Below are 15,586 nucleotides of genomic sequence, written 5' to 3' on the forward strand. Positions count from 1 at the left end.
CGATCGCGTAGTCCTCGGGGTCACGCCTCGACGGGCTGAGGCTGCCGCGACGCGAGCCGGGGCGCGAGCACGACCGCGGCGCCGCCGATGGCCGCGGCGAGGGCGAACACGGCGGTGAACGGGTCGGCGACCGAGGCCAGGCTCGCGAACAGCACGCCCGTGATGGCGAGAGCCAGTGCGCTGCCGAAGGAGTCCGCGACCGTCATGGCCGAACTGTTGAAGCCCTGCGTCTCGGGTGTCGACAGCGCGAGGGTGAGCGCGCTGGTGCGCGGGCTCATGAGGCCCATGCCCGTTCCCGCGACGATCCAGGCGGCGATGATCAGAGCGGCATCCGCGCGGAGGGCTGCCGTGGCCAGGGCCATGCCGATGCCGACGAGCACCAGGACCGTGCCGATCCGCACGGCGACGACACTCGACAACCGCGCGCCCATGCGGCCCTGCACCGTCGCGGCGACCGACCATGCCAGCGCGCCGCCCGTGAGCGAGAGCCCCGCGAGAGTCGGCGAGACCTCGTAGCGCTCGGTGAGCAGGTAAGGGATGTACACCTGGGCCCCGAAGAACGCCGCCGCCGCCAGACCGCGCACCAGGATGACCGAGGGCAGCCCCCGACGCGCACGCAGGGTCCCGCGCGGCAGCAGCGGACGCACCGCCACCAGGGCCACGATCACCGCGACGACCGCCAGCACCGGGCCGACACCCGGAACATCGCCGAGCAGGTTGAGCCCCAGCACCGCGAGCGCCGCCAGCACCGACCAGCCGAGGCGGCCGAACGCCCACGGGGTCGACGCATCGCCGTCGTTGTGCGCCAGTCCGCGCAGTGCGGGCACGACCATGAGCAGCGCCGCCAGCACGAGCACGACGACGCCGAGGAACACCCAGTGCCAGCTCCAGAGCTCGGTCACGGCTCCGGCGACGGTGGGGCCGATCAGCGAGGGAACCACCCAGGCGGCCGCGAATCCGGCGAAGATCGCGGGGTGGAGTTCGCGGGGGTACACCCGGGCGACCACGACGTAGAGGGCGACCGTGAGCGCACCGCTGCCGAGGCCCTGGGCGAACCGGCCGGCGACCAGCACCTCCATGGTGGGGGCGAAGCCGGCGACGAGCAGACCGATCACGAAGATGCCGACCGAGGTGTACAGCGGCTCGACGGGTCCGCGGCGGTCGGCCCAGTTGCCCGCCGCGACCATGCCGATCACGCCGGTGGCGAGCGGACCGGCGAATGCGAGCGCGTACAGCCGCTCTCCGTCGAGGTCGGCGCTCACGGCCGGCATCACCGTGGTCACGGCCAGCGACTCGAAGGCCCCGAGGAAGACCAGGGCGCACGCGCCGATCGTGATCCAGAGGTACGCGCCGCTCAGGATGCCCGGTTCTGTCACCGTCGTGGCGCGCATCTCGCCCGTTTCTGTCGTCATAGGTTCGAACGTAGAACCTCAACAAAGGTTGAGGTCAAGCCGCGGTGTTCACAACTCCTCAAGAACTGCGCCGCACCTCGGCGGCACCCCCGCGTTCCCGCCGATTCAGGCCGGGTGGTCAACCGCTGCCGCGGTACTTTGAGGAGTTGTGAACGCGAGCCGGGCGAGCCCTGGCCCGAGTCCGACGCGCCTCAGTCCACCGGCAGGAAGCAGGTCGGCGAGGGAGCTGCAGCCTCGTGCCGGATGCCGAGTGGTGCGCCCGTACGCTCGTCGAGGTCGAGCAGTGTGATCGTGTCGGACAGCTGCCCGGCGACGAGGAGCTTGCCCTCGTACACGAGGTGATGACGCGGCCAGTTCACCCCGGAGTCGGCGAGCGCGATCGACTCCAGCGACTCTCCGCCTCCGCGCACCCGGAGTGCCGCGATCGTGTTGCTGCCGCGCAGCGCGGTGTACAGGAACGCCCCGTCGCGGGTGCGGGCGAGCTCGGCGGGGAAGTCGGTGCCGATCTGGGCGATCGGGCTCGAGAGCACCGACGAGACGACGCTCCAGGTGCCGTCGGGGCCGGCGGCGAGCGTGAACACCTCGCACGAGTACTCGGTCACGACGTGCAGGTGTCCGCTCGGGTGCACGACCATGTGACGAGGGCCGGTGCCCAGGGGCAGCGTGACCTCATGGTCGAGCGCGAGCCCTGTGGCGGTGAGACGCCAGATGCGCACCAGGTCGAAGCCGAGATCGGTGGTCGCGATGCGGCCGTCCGGCAGGAAGGCGGCGGCGTGCGCGCGCGAGACGCGGTCTCCACCGGCGGCGTGCGGGTCGGATGCTGCGGCACCGACACCGGCCGGCACCGCCTCCGGCTGCTCCTCGCCGAGCAGTGCGGCACGGAGCGCGGCGGCGGCGTTGTCGCGGTCGGCCACGGGGCGGCCCGCGGCGTCGAGGCCGATGCGCACGACCCGACCATCGCCGTAGCAGCTGGCGATCAGCGCGGAGCCGTTGGGAGCGACCGCGACATGGCACACCGATGCGCCCGCCTCGACCGGATCGCCGAGCGGGGCGAGCGTCGACTCCCCCGTGCGGACGAACGCCTGCACGACGGCGGCATCCTCCAACGCGGCGTAGACGACGTCGAGAGAGGGATGCCGGGCGAGCCACGTGGGCGACGAGGGGGTGTCGGTCACCGCCCCGCGGTACGCGAGGGTCGTGGCCTCCCGCCCCGCGTCACCGGCGAGCAGCCCGATGCCGTCTGCCGAACCATCCATGCCGGCGCCGTAGCCGCCGAGCCAGAACCGCGTCATGCTCTCCCTCTCACCGGCCCCGTGCCGGTCGGCCTATGCGCCCGTCGCGCCGTGATCAGTCGAGCAGGTCGTGACGGACGATGACCTGGTCCCGCTCGGGGCCGACGCCGATCACCGAGATGCGCGTGTTGCTCATCTTCTCGAGCGCCAGCACGTAGTCCTGCGCGTTCTTCGGCAGGTCCTCGAAGGTGCGCGCGACAGAGATGTCCTCGTTCCACCCGGGGAAGTACTCCAGGACCGGCTTCGCGTGGTGGAAGTCGGTCTGGTTCACCGGCACCTCGTCGAAGCGCTCTCCGTCGACGTCGTAGGCCACGCACACCGGGATCTGCTCGAGACCGGTGAGGATGTCGAGCTTGGTGAGCACCAGGTCGGTGATGCCGTTGATGCGCGTCGCGTAGCGGGTGATGGGCGCGTCGTACCAGCCGACGCGGCGCGGACGGCCGGTCGTGGTGCCGAACTCGAAGCCCTGCTTGCGCAGCCACTCGCCCTGTTCGTCGAAGAGCTCGGTCGGGAAGGGGCCGGAGCCCACGCGCGTCGTGTACGCCTTGACGATGCCCACGATGCGGTCGAGCGCCCCGGGGCCGACACCGGCACCGGTCGCCGCGCCTCCGGCCGTCGCCGACGACGAGGTCACGAACGGGTAGGTGCCGTGGTCGATGTCGAGCATCGTCGCCTGGCCGCCTTCGAACACGACGACCTCGCCGCGGTCCAGAGCCTGGGCGATCAGGTAGCCGGTGTCGGCGACCATCGGCCGCAGCCGGTCGGCGTATGACAACAGGTCCTCGACGATCTCGTCGGCCGTGATGGCGCGGCGGTTGAAGATCTTCACCAGGAGGTGGTTCTTCTGGTCGAGCGCGCCTTCGACCTTCTGGCGCAGGATGTTCTCGTCGAAGATGTCCTGCACGCGGATGCCGACGCGGTTGATCTTGTCGGCGTAGGCCGGGCCGATGCCGCGACCGGTGGTGCCGATCATGCGCTTGCCGAGGAAGCGCTCGGTGACCTTGTCGAGCGTGCGGTGGTACTGCGTGATGATGTGCGCGTTGGCGCTGACCTTCAGGCGCGACACGTCGATGCCGCGGGCGGCGAGCGCCTCGAGCTCGAAGAACAGCACCTCGAGGTCGACGACCACGCCGTTGCCGATGACCGGGGTCACCCCGGGAGACAGGATGCCGGAGGGCAGCAGGTGCAGGGCGTACTTCTCGTCGCCGACGACCACGGTGTGCCCGGCGTTGTTGCCGCCGTTGAACTTCACCACCCAGTCGGTGCGCTCACCGAGCAGATCGGTGGCCTTGCCTTTTCCTTCGTCTCCCCATTGCACGCCGACGATTACGATTCCTGGCATGGGTGTCCCCCCTGCTTTCGCCGGGTTTGCACCGGCCGATGAGCTGGCCCTCTTCGGGCGACTCCATCCTAGCGAAGGGGGCTCCGGGCCCTTCCGGCGGGTGCCTCTGCGGGTGTGGTGGTCACGGGCAAGGCCTCACGGATCGAAGGGGATCTCACCGGATGCAGGAGCGGATGCGGCATCCGCTCCTGCATTTCGTGAGATCTCCTTCGTTTCGTGTTCGACGAGTCGCGGGAGGGTTCGTCGCGCGCTCGAGGCACGGTCGGAAGAGGGCGGAAATCCGTTGACGGCTGTCCGTCCCGCATATCGCCGATGTCGGTGGCCTCTGCGACGATCGGACCATGTCGAAGACCGCTCCCGTCTCCGGCGGCCTCCCGGTCACGAAGACGCAGGGACCGCTCGTGCTCATCGCCGCTCTGGTGACGGTCGTGCTGTGGGCCTCGGCGTTCATCGGCATCCGCGGGGCGGGCCCGCACTACGACCCGGGCGCGCTGGCACTGCTGCGCATGGCGGTCGGCAGCGTGGCGCTCGCGATCATCGCACTTCGTCACGGCATCCGCCTTCCGGCGAAGCGGCACTGGTGGCTCATCGTCGTCTGGGGTGTCGGCTGGTTCTGCGTCTACAACCTGGCCCTCAACGCGGCAGAGCGCACGCTCGATGCGGGCACGGCCGCGATGGTCGTGAACCTCGCACCGCTCATGGTCGTGATCTTCAGCGGGCTGTTCCTGCGCGAGGGATTCCCGAAGCCCCTGGTCATCGGGGCGCCGATCGCCTTCCTCGGCGTGGTGCTGATCGGCATGAACTCGTCCACCAGCGCCGGCCCCGACATCACGGGCCTGCTGCTCGCACTTCTCGCCGCGGTCATGTACGCCGGCTGCACGCTCGTGCAGAAGCATCTGCTCAGCGCGGGAACCGACGCCACGACCCTCACCTGGTTCGGCGCACTGGCCGGAACCGTCGCCCTGCTGCCGTGGACGGGGAGCCTCATCGGGGCGCTGCAGACCGCTCCGCCGGACGCGACGCTCTGGGTCGTCTACCTCGGCATATTCCCGACGGCCATCGCCTTCACGACCTGGGCCTATGTGCTGCAGCGCAGTACCGCGGGACAGACATCCGCCACGACCTATGTGGTCCCGGCCGTGGCGATCCTGATGTCGTGGGCGATCCTCGGCGAGGTGCCGACGCCGCTGATGTTCCTCGGCGGCGCACTCTGCCTGCTCGGAGTGCTCGTGACACGACTGCGGTGGGGCCGCCGCGCCTGACCTGGTGCCTGACCCCGGTGTCTGTGACGGATCCCGGACACTGCGACGGATCACGGAAGGACGGGAGGGGGTCACGGCGTCCGCCCGACGGATCCCGGACACTGTGACGGATCACGGACGGTTCCATGGAGGTTCGTCCGTGATCCGTCACCCACTCCGTGATCCGTCACCCGCTCCGTGACGTCACACGGGGAGCGAGCCGACCCCGACGCCGTGCTGTCGGCGGAACCAGAGCTCAGCCGCATCCGCATCGCCCGCCAGCATCGCGGCGCGCATCTGCCGGTAGCACTCGCCACGGAACTCCGCCGTGCCGATCAGCGTCCCCGCCTGTCGCAGGTTGCGCGACACCAGCAGGCTCGCCTCGTGCATGACCGTCGCGAAGAGCCGGTTGCCGGACTCGCGGGTCAGGTAGCCGACGAACATCCGCGAGGCGAGCATGAGGTCGTCGGCATCACCGGCATCGGATGCCGCGATCATGCGGTCCAGCATCGCGACGGCCTCGTGCAGCGCACTGTCATCCATCCGCCGCATGGCCAGCTGCAGCGCCATTCCCGCCTGCATCCCGGTGTATTCGAGCGTGCTGGCGAACATCTCCTCCGTGACCTCGGTGACGCGCGTGTAGCGGTTCGGCGCGACCTCGACCAGCCCGAGCCAGGCGAGTCGCTGCAGCGCCTCACGCACCGGCGTGCGCGAGATGCCGAGGGCCTCCGCGATGCTCTTGTCGCTCACGTGCTGACCTCCGGCGATCCGACCGGAGACGATCGCATCGCTGACGGTCTCGAACACGCGATCACTGAGCGCGACCCCGGCAGCCAGCGGGCCGAGGCTCTCCTGCAACGATGTGTCGACCATGATCCCCACCTTCTCCGGCGCCCCCCAGAGCGCCGAACCTCCGATGATATCGACCCTCGCCATGACCACCCTGGCAGGCACGTCGCACCGGTTCCGGTGTCAGATATACCGATGTATTGCGGGTCGCGATAGCGCGTGCTCCCCGGCCACTACAGTGGCGCACGGAGGCGAAATGACAACCTGGTGGCCCTACGCCCGCATCGCAGCAGCCCTGCTCGCCCTGGCGGCGATCATCGCCCAGCTGATGCGCTCCCTGCAGAACGCCCTCGAGGCGACCACGGAGTGGGGCGCGCACCTGCCGACCGTCGCCGCGAACTTCCTGAGCTTCTTCACGATCGAGGCGAACTTCCTCGCCGCGGTCGTGCTGCTGATCGGCGCGGTCTGGGCGCTGCGCCACCGTTCGACGAGGGATGCCGAGCCGCGCTGGCTCGCGGTGCTGCTGGTGTGCGTGAGCACCTACATGATCGTCACCGGCATCGTCTACAACATCCTGTTGCGCGGCGTGGAGCTGCCGCAGGGCGCCACGGTCCCCTGGTCCAACGAAGTGCTGCACGTCGTCATCCCGCTGTTCCTCCTCGCCGACGTGCTGTTCGCACCGCGACGCCGCGCGCTCGGATGGAACGCGATCTTCCTCACCGCGATCTTCCCGATCGTGTGGGCGGTCTACACACTCGTCCGCGCGAACCTCATCATCGCGCCGTCGAGCGGCAAGCCCTGGTGGTACCCGTATCCGTTCCTCGATCCGCACCTGGTGCCCGGCGGGTATCTGGGTGTCTCGGGGTACATCCTCGGCATCGCGATCGCGGTGATCGGGGTGGCCGCCGGGGTCGTCTGGATCGGCCGCCGCCGGGGTACCCCCGCCGTCTGACCGCACCCGCACCCGCATCCGCGACGTGCAGGAGCATCCGCGACCTGCAGGACCGGATGCCGGCGATTCGTCCTGCATCCCGCCATCGGTCCTGCACGTGGCGCGGACTCCGCCCTCGCACCCGGGACGGCCGGACGGGCGAAAGGGCGGAGTCGGGAGCGGCCGCTCAGGCGGTGGCAAGCACCTCACGGTCGTCGTCCCGCGGCACGTCGCCGATGCTGCGCGCCGGCTCGACGGCATCCGGATCCAGGTCGAGGTAGCGCTCGAGCGAGTCGTCGAGCTCCTCGAGCCACGGCGTGTGGTGCACGATCGCCAGGGTCCCGGTCATGACCGATGCGTAGATGCGGTCGCGGTAGCCCATGATGTCGTGCTTCTTGTCGCGCTTCCACATGAGGAAGATCTCGACGACCCGGTCGATGTCGAACTCCGGGTAGTCGGTGAGCCGGAGCAGATCGCGGATGTAGTCGGCCTGGAAGCGGATCTCTGCCTCGACGGAATCGATCTGCCCGAAGCGGGTGCGCCAGTCGGCGATGGATGCCGCTCGCTCCTGCGCGTCCGGCAGCGCCAGGTGCCCCAGGATGAGGTCGCGCACGTACCAGGCCTGCGCATCGAACATGTTGAACGTGAACCACTGGTCCTGCGCGCCGAGGTACATCAGGCGCGGGTTGCCCTGCCACACGACCCCGCGATACAGCCCGTCGGGGTAGACGTTGTTCGGCGATGAGAGGGCGAGGTCCTGGGGGAGGAACGGGTACTTGTGCAGGTATCCGGTGCAGAGGATGACCGCGTCGAACTTCTTCGACGAACCGTCCGCGAAGTGGGCGATGCTGCCCTCGAAGCTGTCGACGGCCGGGCGCTCCTCGATGCCGTCGGGCCAGTCGTAGCCCATCGGCGCCGAGCGGAAGCTCGCCGTCACCGAACGGGCGCCCATCTTGAACGCCTGGCTGCCGATGTCCTCCGCCGAGTAGCTCGCACCGATCACGAGCACGTCCTTGTCTGCGAAGGCCTCGGCGCCGCGGAAGTCGTGGGCGTGGCTGATGTAGCCGGGGAAGGTCTCGATGCCGGGGAAGTCCGGCACGTTCGGGAAGGAGAAATGTCCGCTGGCGACGATCACGCGGTCGAACTCCTCCACGGTCGACCGACCGGTGGGGAGGTGCTCGCTGGTGAGGGTGAAGACCTCGCGTTCGCTGTCGAACACGATCCAGCGCACCACGGTCTGGAAGCGGATCAGCTCGCGCACGTCGCTCTTCTCCAGGCGTCCGGCGATGTAGTCCCACAGCACCGGGCGCGGCGGGTAGGACGAGATGGGACGCCCGAAGTGCTCGTCGAAGCTGTAGTCCGCGAACTCCAGCGCCTCCTTCGGTCCGTTCGACCACAGGTTGCGGTACATGCTGGAGTGCACCGGCTCACCGAACTCATCCAGCCCGGTGCGCCAGGTGAAGTTCCACTGTCCGCCCCAGTCGTCCTGCTTCTCGAAGCAGACCAGTTCGGGGATCTCCGCCCCCGCACGGGCCGCGGATTCGAAGGCCCGCAGCTGCGCCATGCCCGAGGGGCCGGCGCCGATGATCGCTACTCGTTCTCGCTTAGTCACGTATCGTCCTCATACTCTTCAGTCATGTATCGGGCGCGGCCGCATCCGAGCGAGGGACAGTTCTGTCCCGGGGGGAGCGATCGTGCTCGACCTGCCCGGAAAGCGGCTGCTCTTCGACGTTAGCAGGGTCGATCCGGGGCACCCTCGGCACCGGATCCGGCCCCGGCGACGCCATCCGCAGGAGCATCCGCCACCTGCAGGATCGGATGCCGGCGATTCGTCCTGCATCCGGCCATCGGTCCTGCACGTCGCGCGACGACGGCGAGCGGGATGCCGGCGAGTGGCGAGCGGATGCCCGAGGCCGTCGCCCCGAACGATGCGGTTACGCTGTTTCCGGGGGCTGAACGCGACGTGCACCTCCGGAAGATCGAGGGAGCCATCAGATGACCGAGCCGTACGCGTCGGACCCGCAGTCCTCGCAGGCCCCGCCGCCTCCGCCCGCGCCGACCGCAGCGCCGCACCCGACCGTCACGGCCCCGGCAGCGGCCACTCCGAACAACGGCGCACCGACCGATGCCGAGATGGCCCGTGCCGCCGAGGTGCTGTCGATCGTCTCCACCTCGTACTCGGCGAAGATGGTCGGTCAGGAGCGGCTACGCACGAGCCTGCTCGTGTCGCTGATCGCCGGCGGCCACATCCTGCTCGAGAGCGTGCCCGGCCTCGCGAAGACGACGGCGGCGAGCACCCTCGCCGACACCGTGAAGGCGCAGTTCAAGCGCATCCAGTGCACGCCCGACCTGCTGCCCAGCGACATCACCGGCAACCAGATCTACGACGCCGCCACCGGAACCTTCCGCACCGTGCTCGGTCCTGTGCACGCGAACTTCGTGTTGCTCGACGAGATCAACCGCTCGAGCGCCAAGACTCAGAGCGCGATGCTCGAGGCGATGCAGGAGCACCAGACCACGATCGGCGGCGAGGTGCACCACCTGCCCAAGCCGTTCCTGGTGATCGCGACGCAGAACCCGATCGAGCAGGAGGGCACGTACGAGCTGCCCGAGGCGCAGATGGACCGCTTCCTGCTCAAGGAGATCGTCGAGTACCCGAGCCCGGCCGAGGAGTTCGAGATCCTCAGCCGCATCGACTCGGGCGTGCTCGACCCCGACCGGCACGTGAGCAGCTCCATCTCGCTCGACGACGTCCGTCTGCTGCAGGATGTGGCGAGCCGCATCTACGTCGACCCCGCGATCCGCAACTACATCGTCTCGATCGCCTACGTCACGCGGAACCCGGCGCCGTACATCGGCGAGGACCGCGCGCGCTTCATCAAGTACGGCGCGAGCCCCCGTGCGAGCATCGCGTTCCTGCAGGCCTCGCGTGCGCTCGCGCTGCTGAGCGGCCGCTCGCACGTTCTCCCCGAGGACATCCGCGCGCTGCGCCACCTGGTGCTCCGCCACCGGGTGCTGCTGACGTTCGAGGCCGACGCCGAGGGCATCCGCAGCGAGGAGATCATCGACCAGATCTTCGCCTCCGTGCCCACTCCCTGACCCTTCGACACGCTCAGGTCCCCCACTCAGGGGCCCAGGAATCTCCCCATGGCCAGTCTGATCGCCCAGGTGAAGAGCAAGCTCTTCATCCACTCGTCGCGCAAGTCGATGCACGCCCTCGACGGCGCGTACGCCTCGCTGCTGCACGGGCGCAGCCTGGACTTCGAGGATCTGCGCAAGTACGAGTACGGCGATCAGGTGCGCGACATCGACTGGCGGGCGACGGCACGGCTGGGCACGCCGTTGGTCAAGCGCTCGCGGGCCACGCGCATGCACACAGTGCTGTTCGTGGTCGACACCGGCCGCTCGATGGCGGCCCTCGCCGCGGACGAGCAGCCCAAGCGCGACCTGGCGATCCTCGCGACCGGAGCGCTCGGGGTGCTCACGCTCCGCCACGGCGACGACTTCACGGCCGTCTACGGCGATGCCGCGAAGGTGCGCCGCGTCGCTCCCGGCCGCAGCGAGGGGGCGCTCGAGCACACCCTGCGCACGATCGATCGCGCGATCAGCACCAGCTCCGCGCCCAGCGACCGCGACGCCCTGCTGTCGTACGTCACCCGCACAATCTCCCGTCGCATGATCGTCGTGATCGTCACGGACGAGGCGCCCCTCACCGACGAGACAGAGCGGATGCTGCGCCGACTGCGCGTGCAGCACGATGTGCTGTGGCTCACGGTGCGCGATGCGGAGCCCGTGCTCGATCACGCGACCGGCCGCATCCGCAGCGACGTCGACAGCCTCTGGGAGGTGCCCGACTTCGTGCAGGGCGACCTCGGCATCGTGCAGGAGCTGACCGCGCAGACACAGGCGGACGCCGCCCGGCTGGCCGAGACGCTCACGCGCATGGAGATCAGTCACGCCGTGCTCGACGGTCAGGACGACGCCGTCTCGCAACTGCTGCAGCTGCTGAACCGGAGGTCGAATGCCCGGTTCTGATGAGCTCTATCCCCCGGCCCAGTACGGATGGGGATGGATGCTGCTCGCCATCGGCATCCTGCTGCTGCTGGTCGCCGCCACCTGGCTCGTGATCGTGCTGACGCGTCCGCGCCGCGCCCCTGCCGTGGCCTCGCAGCAGGGCCCGCTGCCGGCGACCGCCGACGTGCTCTCGCAGCTGCGCACCGAGTACCTCGACCGCATCCAGCAGATCGAGACCGACTACCGCGAGCGCCGGCTGACCCCACGCAACGCGAACCTCGAGCTCAGCCGTGTCGTGCGCACGTTCGTCAACGAGTACAGCGGGCTGGAGGCCCCGGTGCTCGCTCTCGACGACCTGCGGGCCCGCGGCGTGCATCCCGCGCTGCTCGACGCGATGGGGCGGCACTACTACCCGAGCATCTTCCGTCAGGGTCCGTCGATCGATCCGGTCGCCGGCGCCGAGGCGGCGCGGACGGTGGTGCGCACATGGCACTAGCGAACTTCTGGATGATCATCGTGGCCGTCGCCGTGGTGCTCGTCGCCCTCGGTGTCGGTCTCGCCCTCGGGTTGCGACGCCCCGGCCGCTCGCACGCCGCCGACACCGCACGCATCGCACGCGCCGAGCGCCTGCGCCGGCTGCCGAGCTTCCGTGAGGCGCTGCTGCGCCGGGTGCTCGCGCTCACCGGCATCCTCGCCCTCGGCGCCGTCGCGGTGATCACCGCCGGCGTCGTGGCTGCGCGCCCGATGTCGTCGCAGACCATCCAGCCGGTCAACACGAGCCGCGACATCATGCTGTGTCTCGACGTCTCGGGGTCGATGACCGAGGTCGACGTCGAAGTGCTCAGCGTGTTCGAGGAGCTACTCGACGACTTCGAGGGCGAGCGCATCGGGCTGACGATCTTCAACAGCTCCCCGGTGCAGATCTTCCCGCTGACCGACGACTACGAGTTCATCCGCAGCCACCTGGAGAGCATCAAGAGCAGCTTCGACTACGTCGACGAGATTCCGGAGCACTGGGTCGGAACCCTCAACGGCAACGGCGCCTCTCTCATCGGCGACGGACTCGCCGCGTGCACGATGGGCTTCGACCGCCCGGATGACGAGCGCTCCCGTTCGGTGATCTTCGCCACCGACAATGAGATCAACGGCGCCTCGATCGTGACCCTGGAGGAGGCCGCCGCCTATGCCGCCTCGAAGGATGTGCGGGTGTTCGCGCTCAACCCGGTGCAGGGCAAGGACGCCGACGTGAGCGCCGAGCTGGCGGCCGCGGCCGAATCGACCGGTGGAGCCGCATTCGGCCTGCGCGACACGACCACCGTCTCCGACATCGTCACGCAGGTGCAGGAGCAGGAGGCCACCGCCCTGCGCGGCGAGGCGCAGGTCGTGTGGACAGACACCCCCAATCTCTGGATCGCGGTGCTGATGGTCGCGGTGCTGTCGTTCATCATCGTGGTGTGGAGGGTGCGACTGTGATCTTCCAGCCCGTCCTGCATCCGCTGCTGCTGGTGCTGCTGTTCCTCCCCCTCACCGCCCTCGTGGTGTGGGTGCTGATCCGTGTGCCTCGCCCTTCGACAGGCTCAGGGACCCAGGGGACGGCAGCGGGGACCCCGGGGATGGCGGCCAGGACCCAGGGGACGGCAGCGGGGACCCCGGGGATGGCGGCCGGGGCGAAGGCGGCGAGCGCCGGCTCCATCGCCTCGCATCGCACCCTGTGGGCGCTGCGCCTCGTGCTGGTGCTGGCGTGCTTCTTCCTGGTGCTGCGCCCCGGCATCCCCGGCGGCGCGACCCAGACTCTCGCGACGGACACCGACATCGTGCTGGTCGTCGACACCACCGCGAGCATCGTCGCCGAGGACTGGGACGGCGACCAGCCGCGCCTCGACGGTGTGCGCGAAGACGTCAGAGCGATCATCCAGGAGTACCCCGGCGCGCGCTTCGCCCTGCTGACCTTCGACGCTGCGGCGCAGCTGCGGATGCCGCTGACCACCGACACCACCGCACTCATCGGCTCCCTCGACGTGCTGCGCCCCGAGGTCACGAGCCGGTCGCGCGGCAGTTCGATCGGGATCGCCGCCCCGCTGCTCGCCGAGACCCTGAAAGGCGCGGCCGAGTCGTCGCCCGACCGTTCGCGCATGGTGTTCTACTTCGGCGACGGCGAGCAGACAGTGGACACGCCACCGGAGTCGTTCAGCGCGAGCGCGAAGTACACCGATGCCGGTGCCGTGCTCGGCTACGGCACCGCCGAGGGCGGGCCCATGCGCATCACCAGCGGCGGGCTCTCCGGCGAGGACTCCGGGTACATCGAGTATCAGGGCGCCGACGCCCTGTCGACGATCGACGAGGCGAATCTGACGGCGGTCGCGGACCAGCTCGGCGTGGAGTATCAGCACCGCACGGCGGACGCCGCCCCTACCCTGCCCGCCGCCCCCTCCACGACGACCAGCTACGCGGAGTCGGGCTCGACCGGCAACGTCACCGAGCTGTACTGGATCGCCGCCCTCGTGGTGCTCGCGCTGCTCGGGTTCGAACTGACCAGGGCCACGATGCTCATCGCGCGACTGCGGCGGCTGCGGGCCCCGCGGGCGCGCCCTTCGACAGGCTCAGGGACCCAGGTCGCCGACACCCAGAGCTGGGTCGCTGAGCCTGTCGAAGCGTCCCCGCCCTCGCCCTCCCGCCCCGAGGGAGATGTCCGATGACCGTCGACGCCCCGAACCTCGCGGCCGCTCTGCTGGCGGCGAATCGCCGGCGCCGCCGCATCCGCCGGTGGATCGCGATCGGCACGCTCCCGCTCACGCTCGCCGCGCTGCTCTTCGTGGGCAAGCTGCTGAGCATGTACGCCTTCGCGCATCAGGCGATCACGGCCTACGTGGTCGACGACTACGCGGGGTCGGAGGCGTCAGCCCGCGGCCAGGAGTTCCTCAACTGGTTCGAGCCGTACAAGGCGCCCTTCAACGTCGGCACCGCCCTGGGCGCGGCCGAACAGCTCCCCGAGGCGCGCGCGAAGCTCGAAGAGGCTCTCGAACTCGCCCACGGTCTCGAGGTCTGCGGCGTGCGGATCAACCTGGCCCTCGTGATCGAGCGACAGGGCGATGCCGCCCGCACCGACGGCGACGGGGCCAGCGCGGCGGCGTTCTACGGCGAGGCGCTGACGGTCACGCTGGAGACCCCGGACGAGTGCAACAGCGAAGAGGCGCAGCAACAGTCCTCCGACCCGCAGCGCGACATGGAGAAGTCGCTCGACGACACCGAGGACCGCCTGAAGCAGAAGCAGCAGGAGCAGGAGCAGCCCCCGCCGCCGCAGGAGGAGCAGCCGCAGGAGGAGAAGCCGCAGCCGTCGGACGACAAGCTCCAGGATCTGCAGGACAAGCTCGAGCAGGGCACACAGGAGCGCGACCAGCAGCAGAACGGTGACGACCCGGGCGGCTCGGGAACGGACAAGCCATGGTGATGGACAACGAGAAGCAGCGGGCACGCTACGTCGCCGGCACCGAGGGTGCCCCACCGGTCCCGCCGCCCGGCGGCTACAGGAACGCCCGCCGCCAGCAGGCGCCGGCATCCTGGGTCCCGCCGGTTCCCGTGGTCGACCAGGCGGCCGTCGAGCCGAAGCAGCCCGCGAACGCGATCGGCTGGATCGCGCTGCTGGCCGCCATCCTGTTCGCACTCATCCTGTTCGGCACGCTGTTCGCCGGAGGGACCGACATCCTCTACGGCGTCACGTTGCTCACGCTGCAGCTGGTCGTGGTCGCGGTGATCGTGGCGGCACTGGTCTCTCGTCGAGGGCGGACGCTGGGCGCCATCGCTCTGGTCATCACGATCATCTTCAACGTCGCGACCGTGGGCGGCATGAGCGCTCTGCAGACATCCGCGTCCGGCAACTACGAAGGTGTGAAGTCCGAGGAGCAGAAGCACGCGGAGGCGTACCCGGGGATCAAGGGCACCGATTCGCAGAACGTGCTCGCCCAGCAGTCGCTGGAAGAGGTGCGCGCCGACGCGGACAGCCTGTTCGCCGACATCCGCACCCGCCTGAGCGACCGGTTCGGCTACACCTGGACCGAGGTGGGGGACGAGGACCTGCGCCCTGAGCGCAACGGGTACGGCGGGGAGTCGATGCTGATCGAGTACACCTCGGTCGGATGGGCGACCAACGAGCCGATCCAGGATCCGGACCGCAAGGTCGAGGTCATGCGGATCATCGACCAGGTCGTGGTCGAGCACGGCCTGTGGAACCTGTACAGCTTCAACGACCCGACGAACTCGGGGATCGACCCGACCATGATCACGAAGCTCTACGGCAGCGACGACCCGCGCACGCAGCACACCTGGGAGTACTACACCGAGAACTACCCCGACCCGCTGCGGTTCTACGCGAACATCTACGATCTGTCGAACGACCCCACCGGGGACTTCCGCATCGCCAGGGAGGCGCAGAACGCGCGCACGGGCGAGCCGCTCGAAGGACTGCAGCTGATGGTGATCGCGAGCGCCGTGCTCAGCGAGGCCGACCGCGCAGAGTTCGAGCAGAAGCTGCAGGAGTACCCCGGGTTCGAGTGAGATCAGGGCGCCAT

The 15,586-nt window shown here is 69.4% G+C and carries 14 protein-coding genes; 9 read left to right on the forward strand and 5 right to left on the reverse strand.

Annotation, left to right across the window (positions count from 1 at the left end):
* Window positions 1-20: 20 nt before the first annotated feature.
* From ACIOVG_RS07050 to ACIOVG_RS07060, 3 genes are all read right to left on the reverse strand, one after another.
* Window positions 21-1,412 carry an MFS transporter gene (locus ACIOVG_RS07050; RefSeq protein WP_400870760.1) on the reverse strand — a complete coding sequence of 464 codons (1,392 nt, stop codon included), beginning with the start codon at window positions 1,410-1,412 and terminating at the stop codon, window positions 21-23.
* A 191-nt stretch (window positions 1,413-1,603) separates the two neighbouring features.
* Window positions 1,604-2,704, reverse strand: coding sequence for a lactonase family protein (locus tag ACIOVG_RS07055; protein ID WP_400870763.1), 1,101 nt, complete (start codon window positions 2,702-2,704; stop codon window positions 1,604-1,606).
* A 55-nt stretch (window positions 2,705-2,759) separates the two neighbouring features.
* On the reverse strand, window positions 2,760-4,046 hold the full coding sequence (locus ACIOVG_RS07060) for an adenylosuccinate synthase (protein ID WP_400870766.1): 1,287 nt from the start codon (window positions 4,044-4,046) through the stop codon (window positions 2,760-2,762).
* A gap of 341 nt (window positions 4,047-4,387) precedes the next feature.
* Between ACIOVG_RS07060 and ACIOVG_RS07065 the strand changes: the two genes are divergently transcribed.
* The gene (locus ACIOVG_RS07065; protein ID WP_400870769.1) at window positions 4,388-5,308 is read left to right on the forward strand and encodes a DMT family transporter; all 921 of its coding nucleotides are present in this window, start codon (window positions 4,388-4,390) and stop codon (window positions 5,306-5,308) included.
* A 183-nt stretch (window positions 5,309-5,491) separates the two neighbouring features.
* Here ACIOVG_RS07065 and ACIOVG_RS07070 read toward each other — a convergent pair whose 3' ends face one another.
* Complete coding sequence (locus ACIOVG_RS07070) at window positions 5,492-6,223, reverse strand: GntR family transcriptional regulator (protein ID WP_400870772.1); 732 nt, start codon at window positions 6,221-6,223, stop codon at window positions 5,492-5,494.
* Between the two features lie 109 nt (window positions 6,224-6,332).
* On the opposite strand from ACIOVG_RS07070, the gene ACIOVG_RS07075 reads away from it, so the two are divergent.
* Window positions 6,333-7,028 (forward strand): Pr6Pr family membrane protein, encoded by a 696-nt coding sequence (locus ACIOVG_RS07075; RefSeq protein ID WP_400870774.1) that lies wholly within the window; start codon window positions 6,333-6,335, stop codon window positions 7,026-7,028.
* A gap of 166 nt (window positions 7,029-7,194) precedes the next feature.
* Here ACIOVG_RS07075 and ACIOVG_RS07080 read toward each other — a convergent pair whose 3' ends face one another.
* Window positions 7,195-8,619, reverse strand: coding sequence for an NAD(P)-binding domain-containing protein (locus ACIOVG_RS07080; RefSeq protein ID WP_400870777.1), 1,425 nt, complete (start codon window positions 8,617-8,619; stop codon window positions 7,195-7,197).
* Between the two features lie 521 nt (window positions 8,620-9,140).
* Here ACIOVG_RS07080 and ACIOVG_RS07085 point away from each other — a divergent pair.
* The 7 genes from ACIOVG_RS07085 to ACIOVG_RS07115 are packed head-to-tail and all read left to right on the forward strand — an operon-like array spanning window position 9,141 to window position 15,572.
* Window positions 9,141-10,106 (forward strand): AAA family ATPase, encoded by a 966-nt coding sequence (locus ACIOVG_RS07085; protein ID WP_400872701.1) that lies wholly within the window; start codon window positions 9,141-9,143, stop codon window positions 10,104-10,106.
* 48 nt (window positions 10,107-10,154) lie between these two features.
* Complete coding sequence (locus ACIOVG_RS07090) at window positions 10,155-11,042, forward strand: DUF58 domain-containing protein (RefSeq protein WP_400870780.1); 888 nt, start codon at window positions 10,155-10,157, stop codon at window positions 11,040-11,042.
* Window positions 11,029-11,517 carry a hypothetical protein gene (locus ACIOVG_RS07095; protein WP_400870783.1) on the forward strand — a complete coding sequence of 163 codons (489 nt, stop codon included), beginning with the start codon at window positions 11,029-11,031 and terminating at the stop codon, window positions 11,515-11,517. Before ACIOVG_RS07090 ends, ACIOVG_RS07095 begins: the two co-directional genes overlap by 14 nt.
* Window positions 11,508-12,494 (forward strand): VWA domain-containing protein, encoded by a 987-nt coding sequence (locus tag ACIOVG_RS07100; protein ID WP_400870786.1) that lies wholly within the window; start codon window positions 11,508-11,510, stop codon window positions 12,492-12,494. Before ACIOVG_RS07095 ends, ACIOVG_RS07100 begins: the two co-directional genes overlap by 10 nt.
* Window positions 12,476-13,717 carry a VWA domain-containing protein gene (locus ACIOVG_RS07105; protein WP_400870789.1) on the forward strand — a complete coding sequence of 414 codons (1,242 nt, stop codon included), beginning with the start codon at window positions 12,476-12,478 and terminating at the stop codon, window positions 13,715-13,717. The genes ACIOVG_RS07100 and ACIOVG_RS07105 overlap by 19 nt, the downstream gene beginning before the upstream one ends.
* Window positions 13,714-14,469 (forward strand): hypothetical protein, encoded by a 756-nt coding sequence (locus tag ACIOVG_RS07110; RefSeq protein WP_400870792.1) that lies wholly within the window; start codon window positions 13,714-13,716, stop codon window positions 14,467-14,469. The genes ACIOVG_RS07105 and ACIOVG_RS07110 overlap by 4 nt, the downstream gene beginning before the upstream one ends.
* Window positions 14,463-15,572, forward strand: coding sequence for a hypothetical protein (locus tag ACIOVG_RS07115; RefSeq protein ID WP_400870795.1), 1,110 nt, complete (start codon window positions 14,463-14,465; stop codon window positions 15,570-15,572). The genes ACIOVG_RS07110 and ACIOVG_RS07115 overlap by 7 nt, the downstream gene beginning before the upstream one ends.
* Window positions 15,573-15,586: the final 14 nt, after the last annotated feature.

Origin of the sequence: Microbacterium sp. NPDC087591, assembly GCF_044743625.1 — a bacterium.
Classification (GTDB): domain Bacteria; phylum Actinomycetota; class Actinomycetes; order Actinomycetales; family Microbacteriaceae; genus Microbacterium.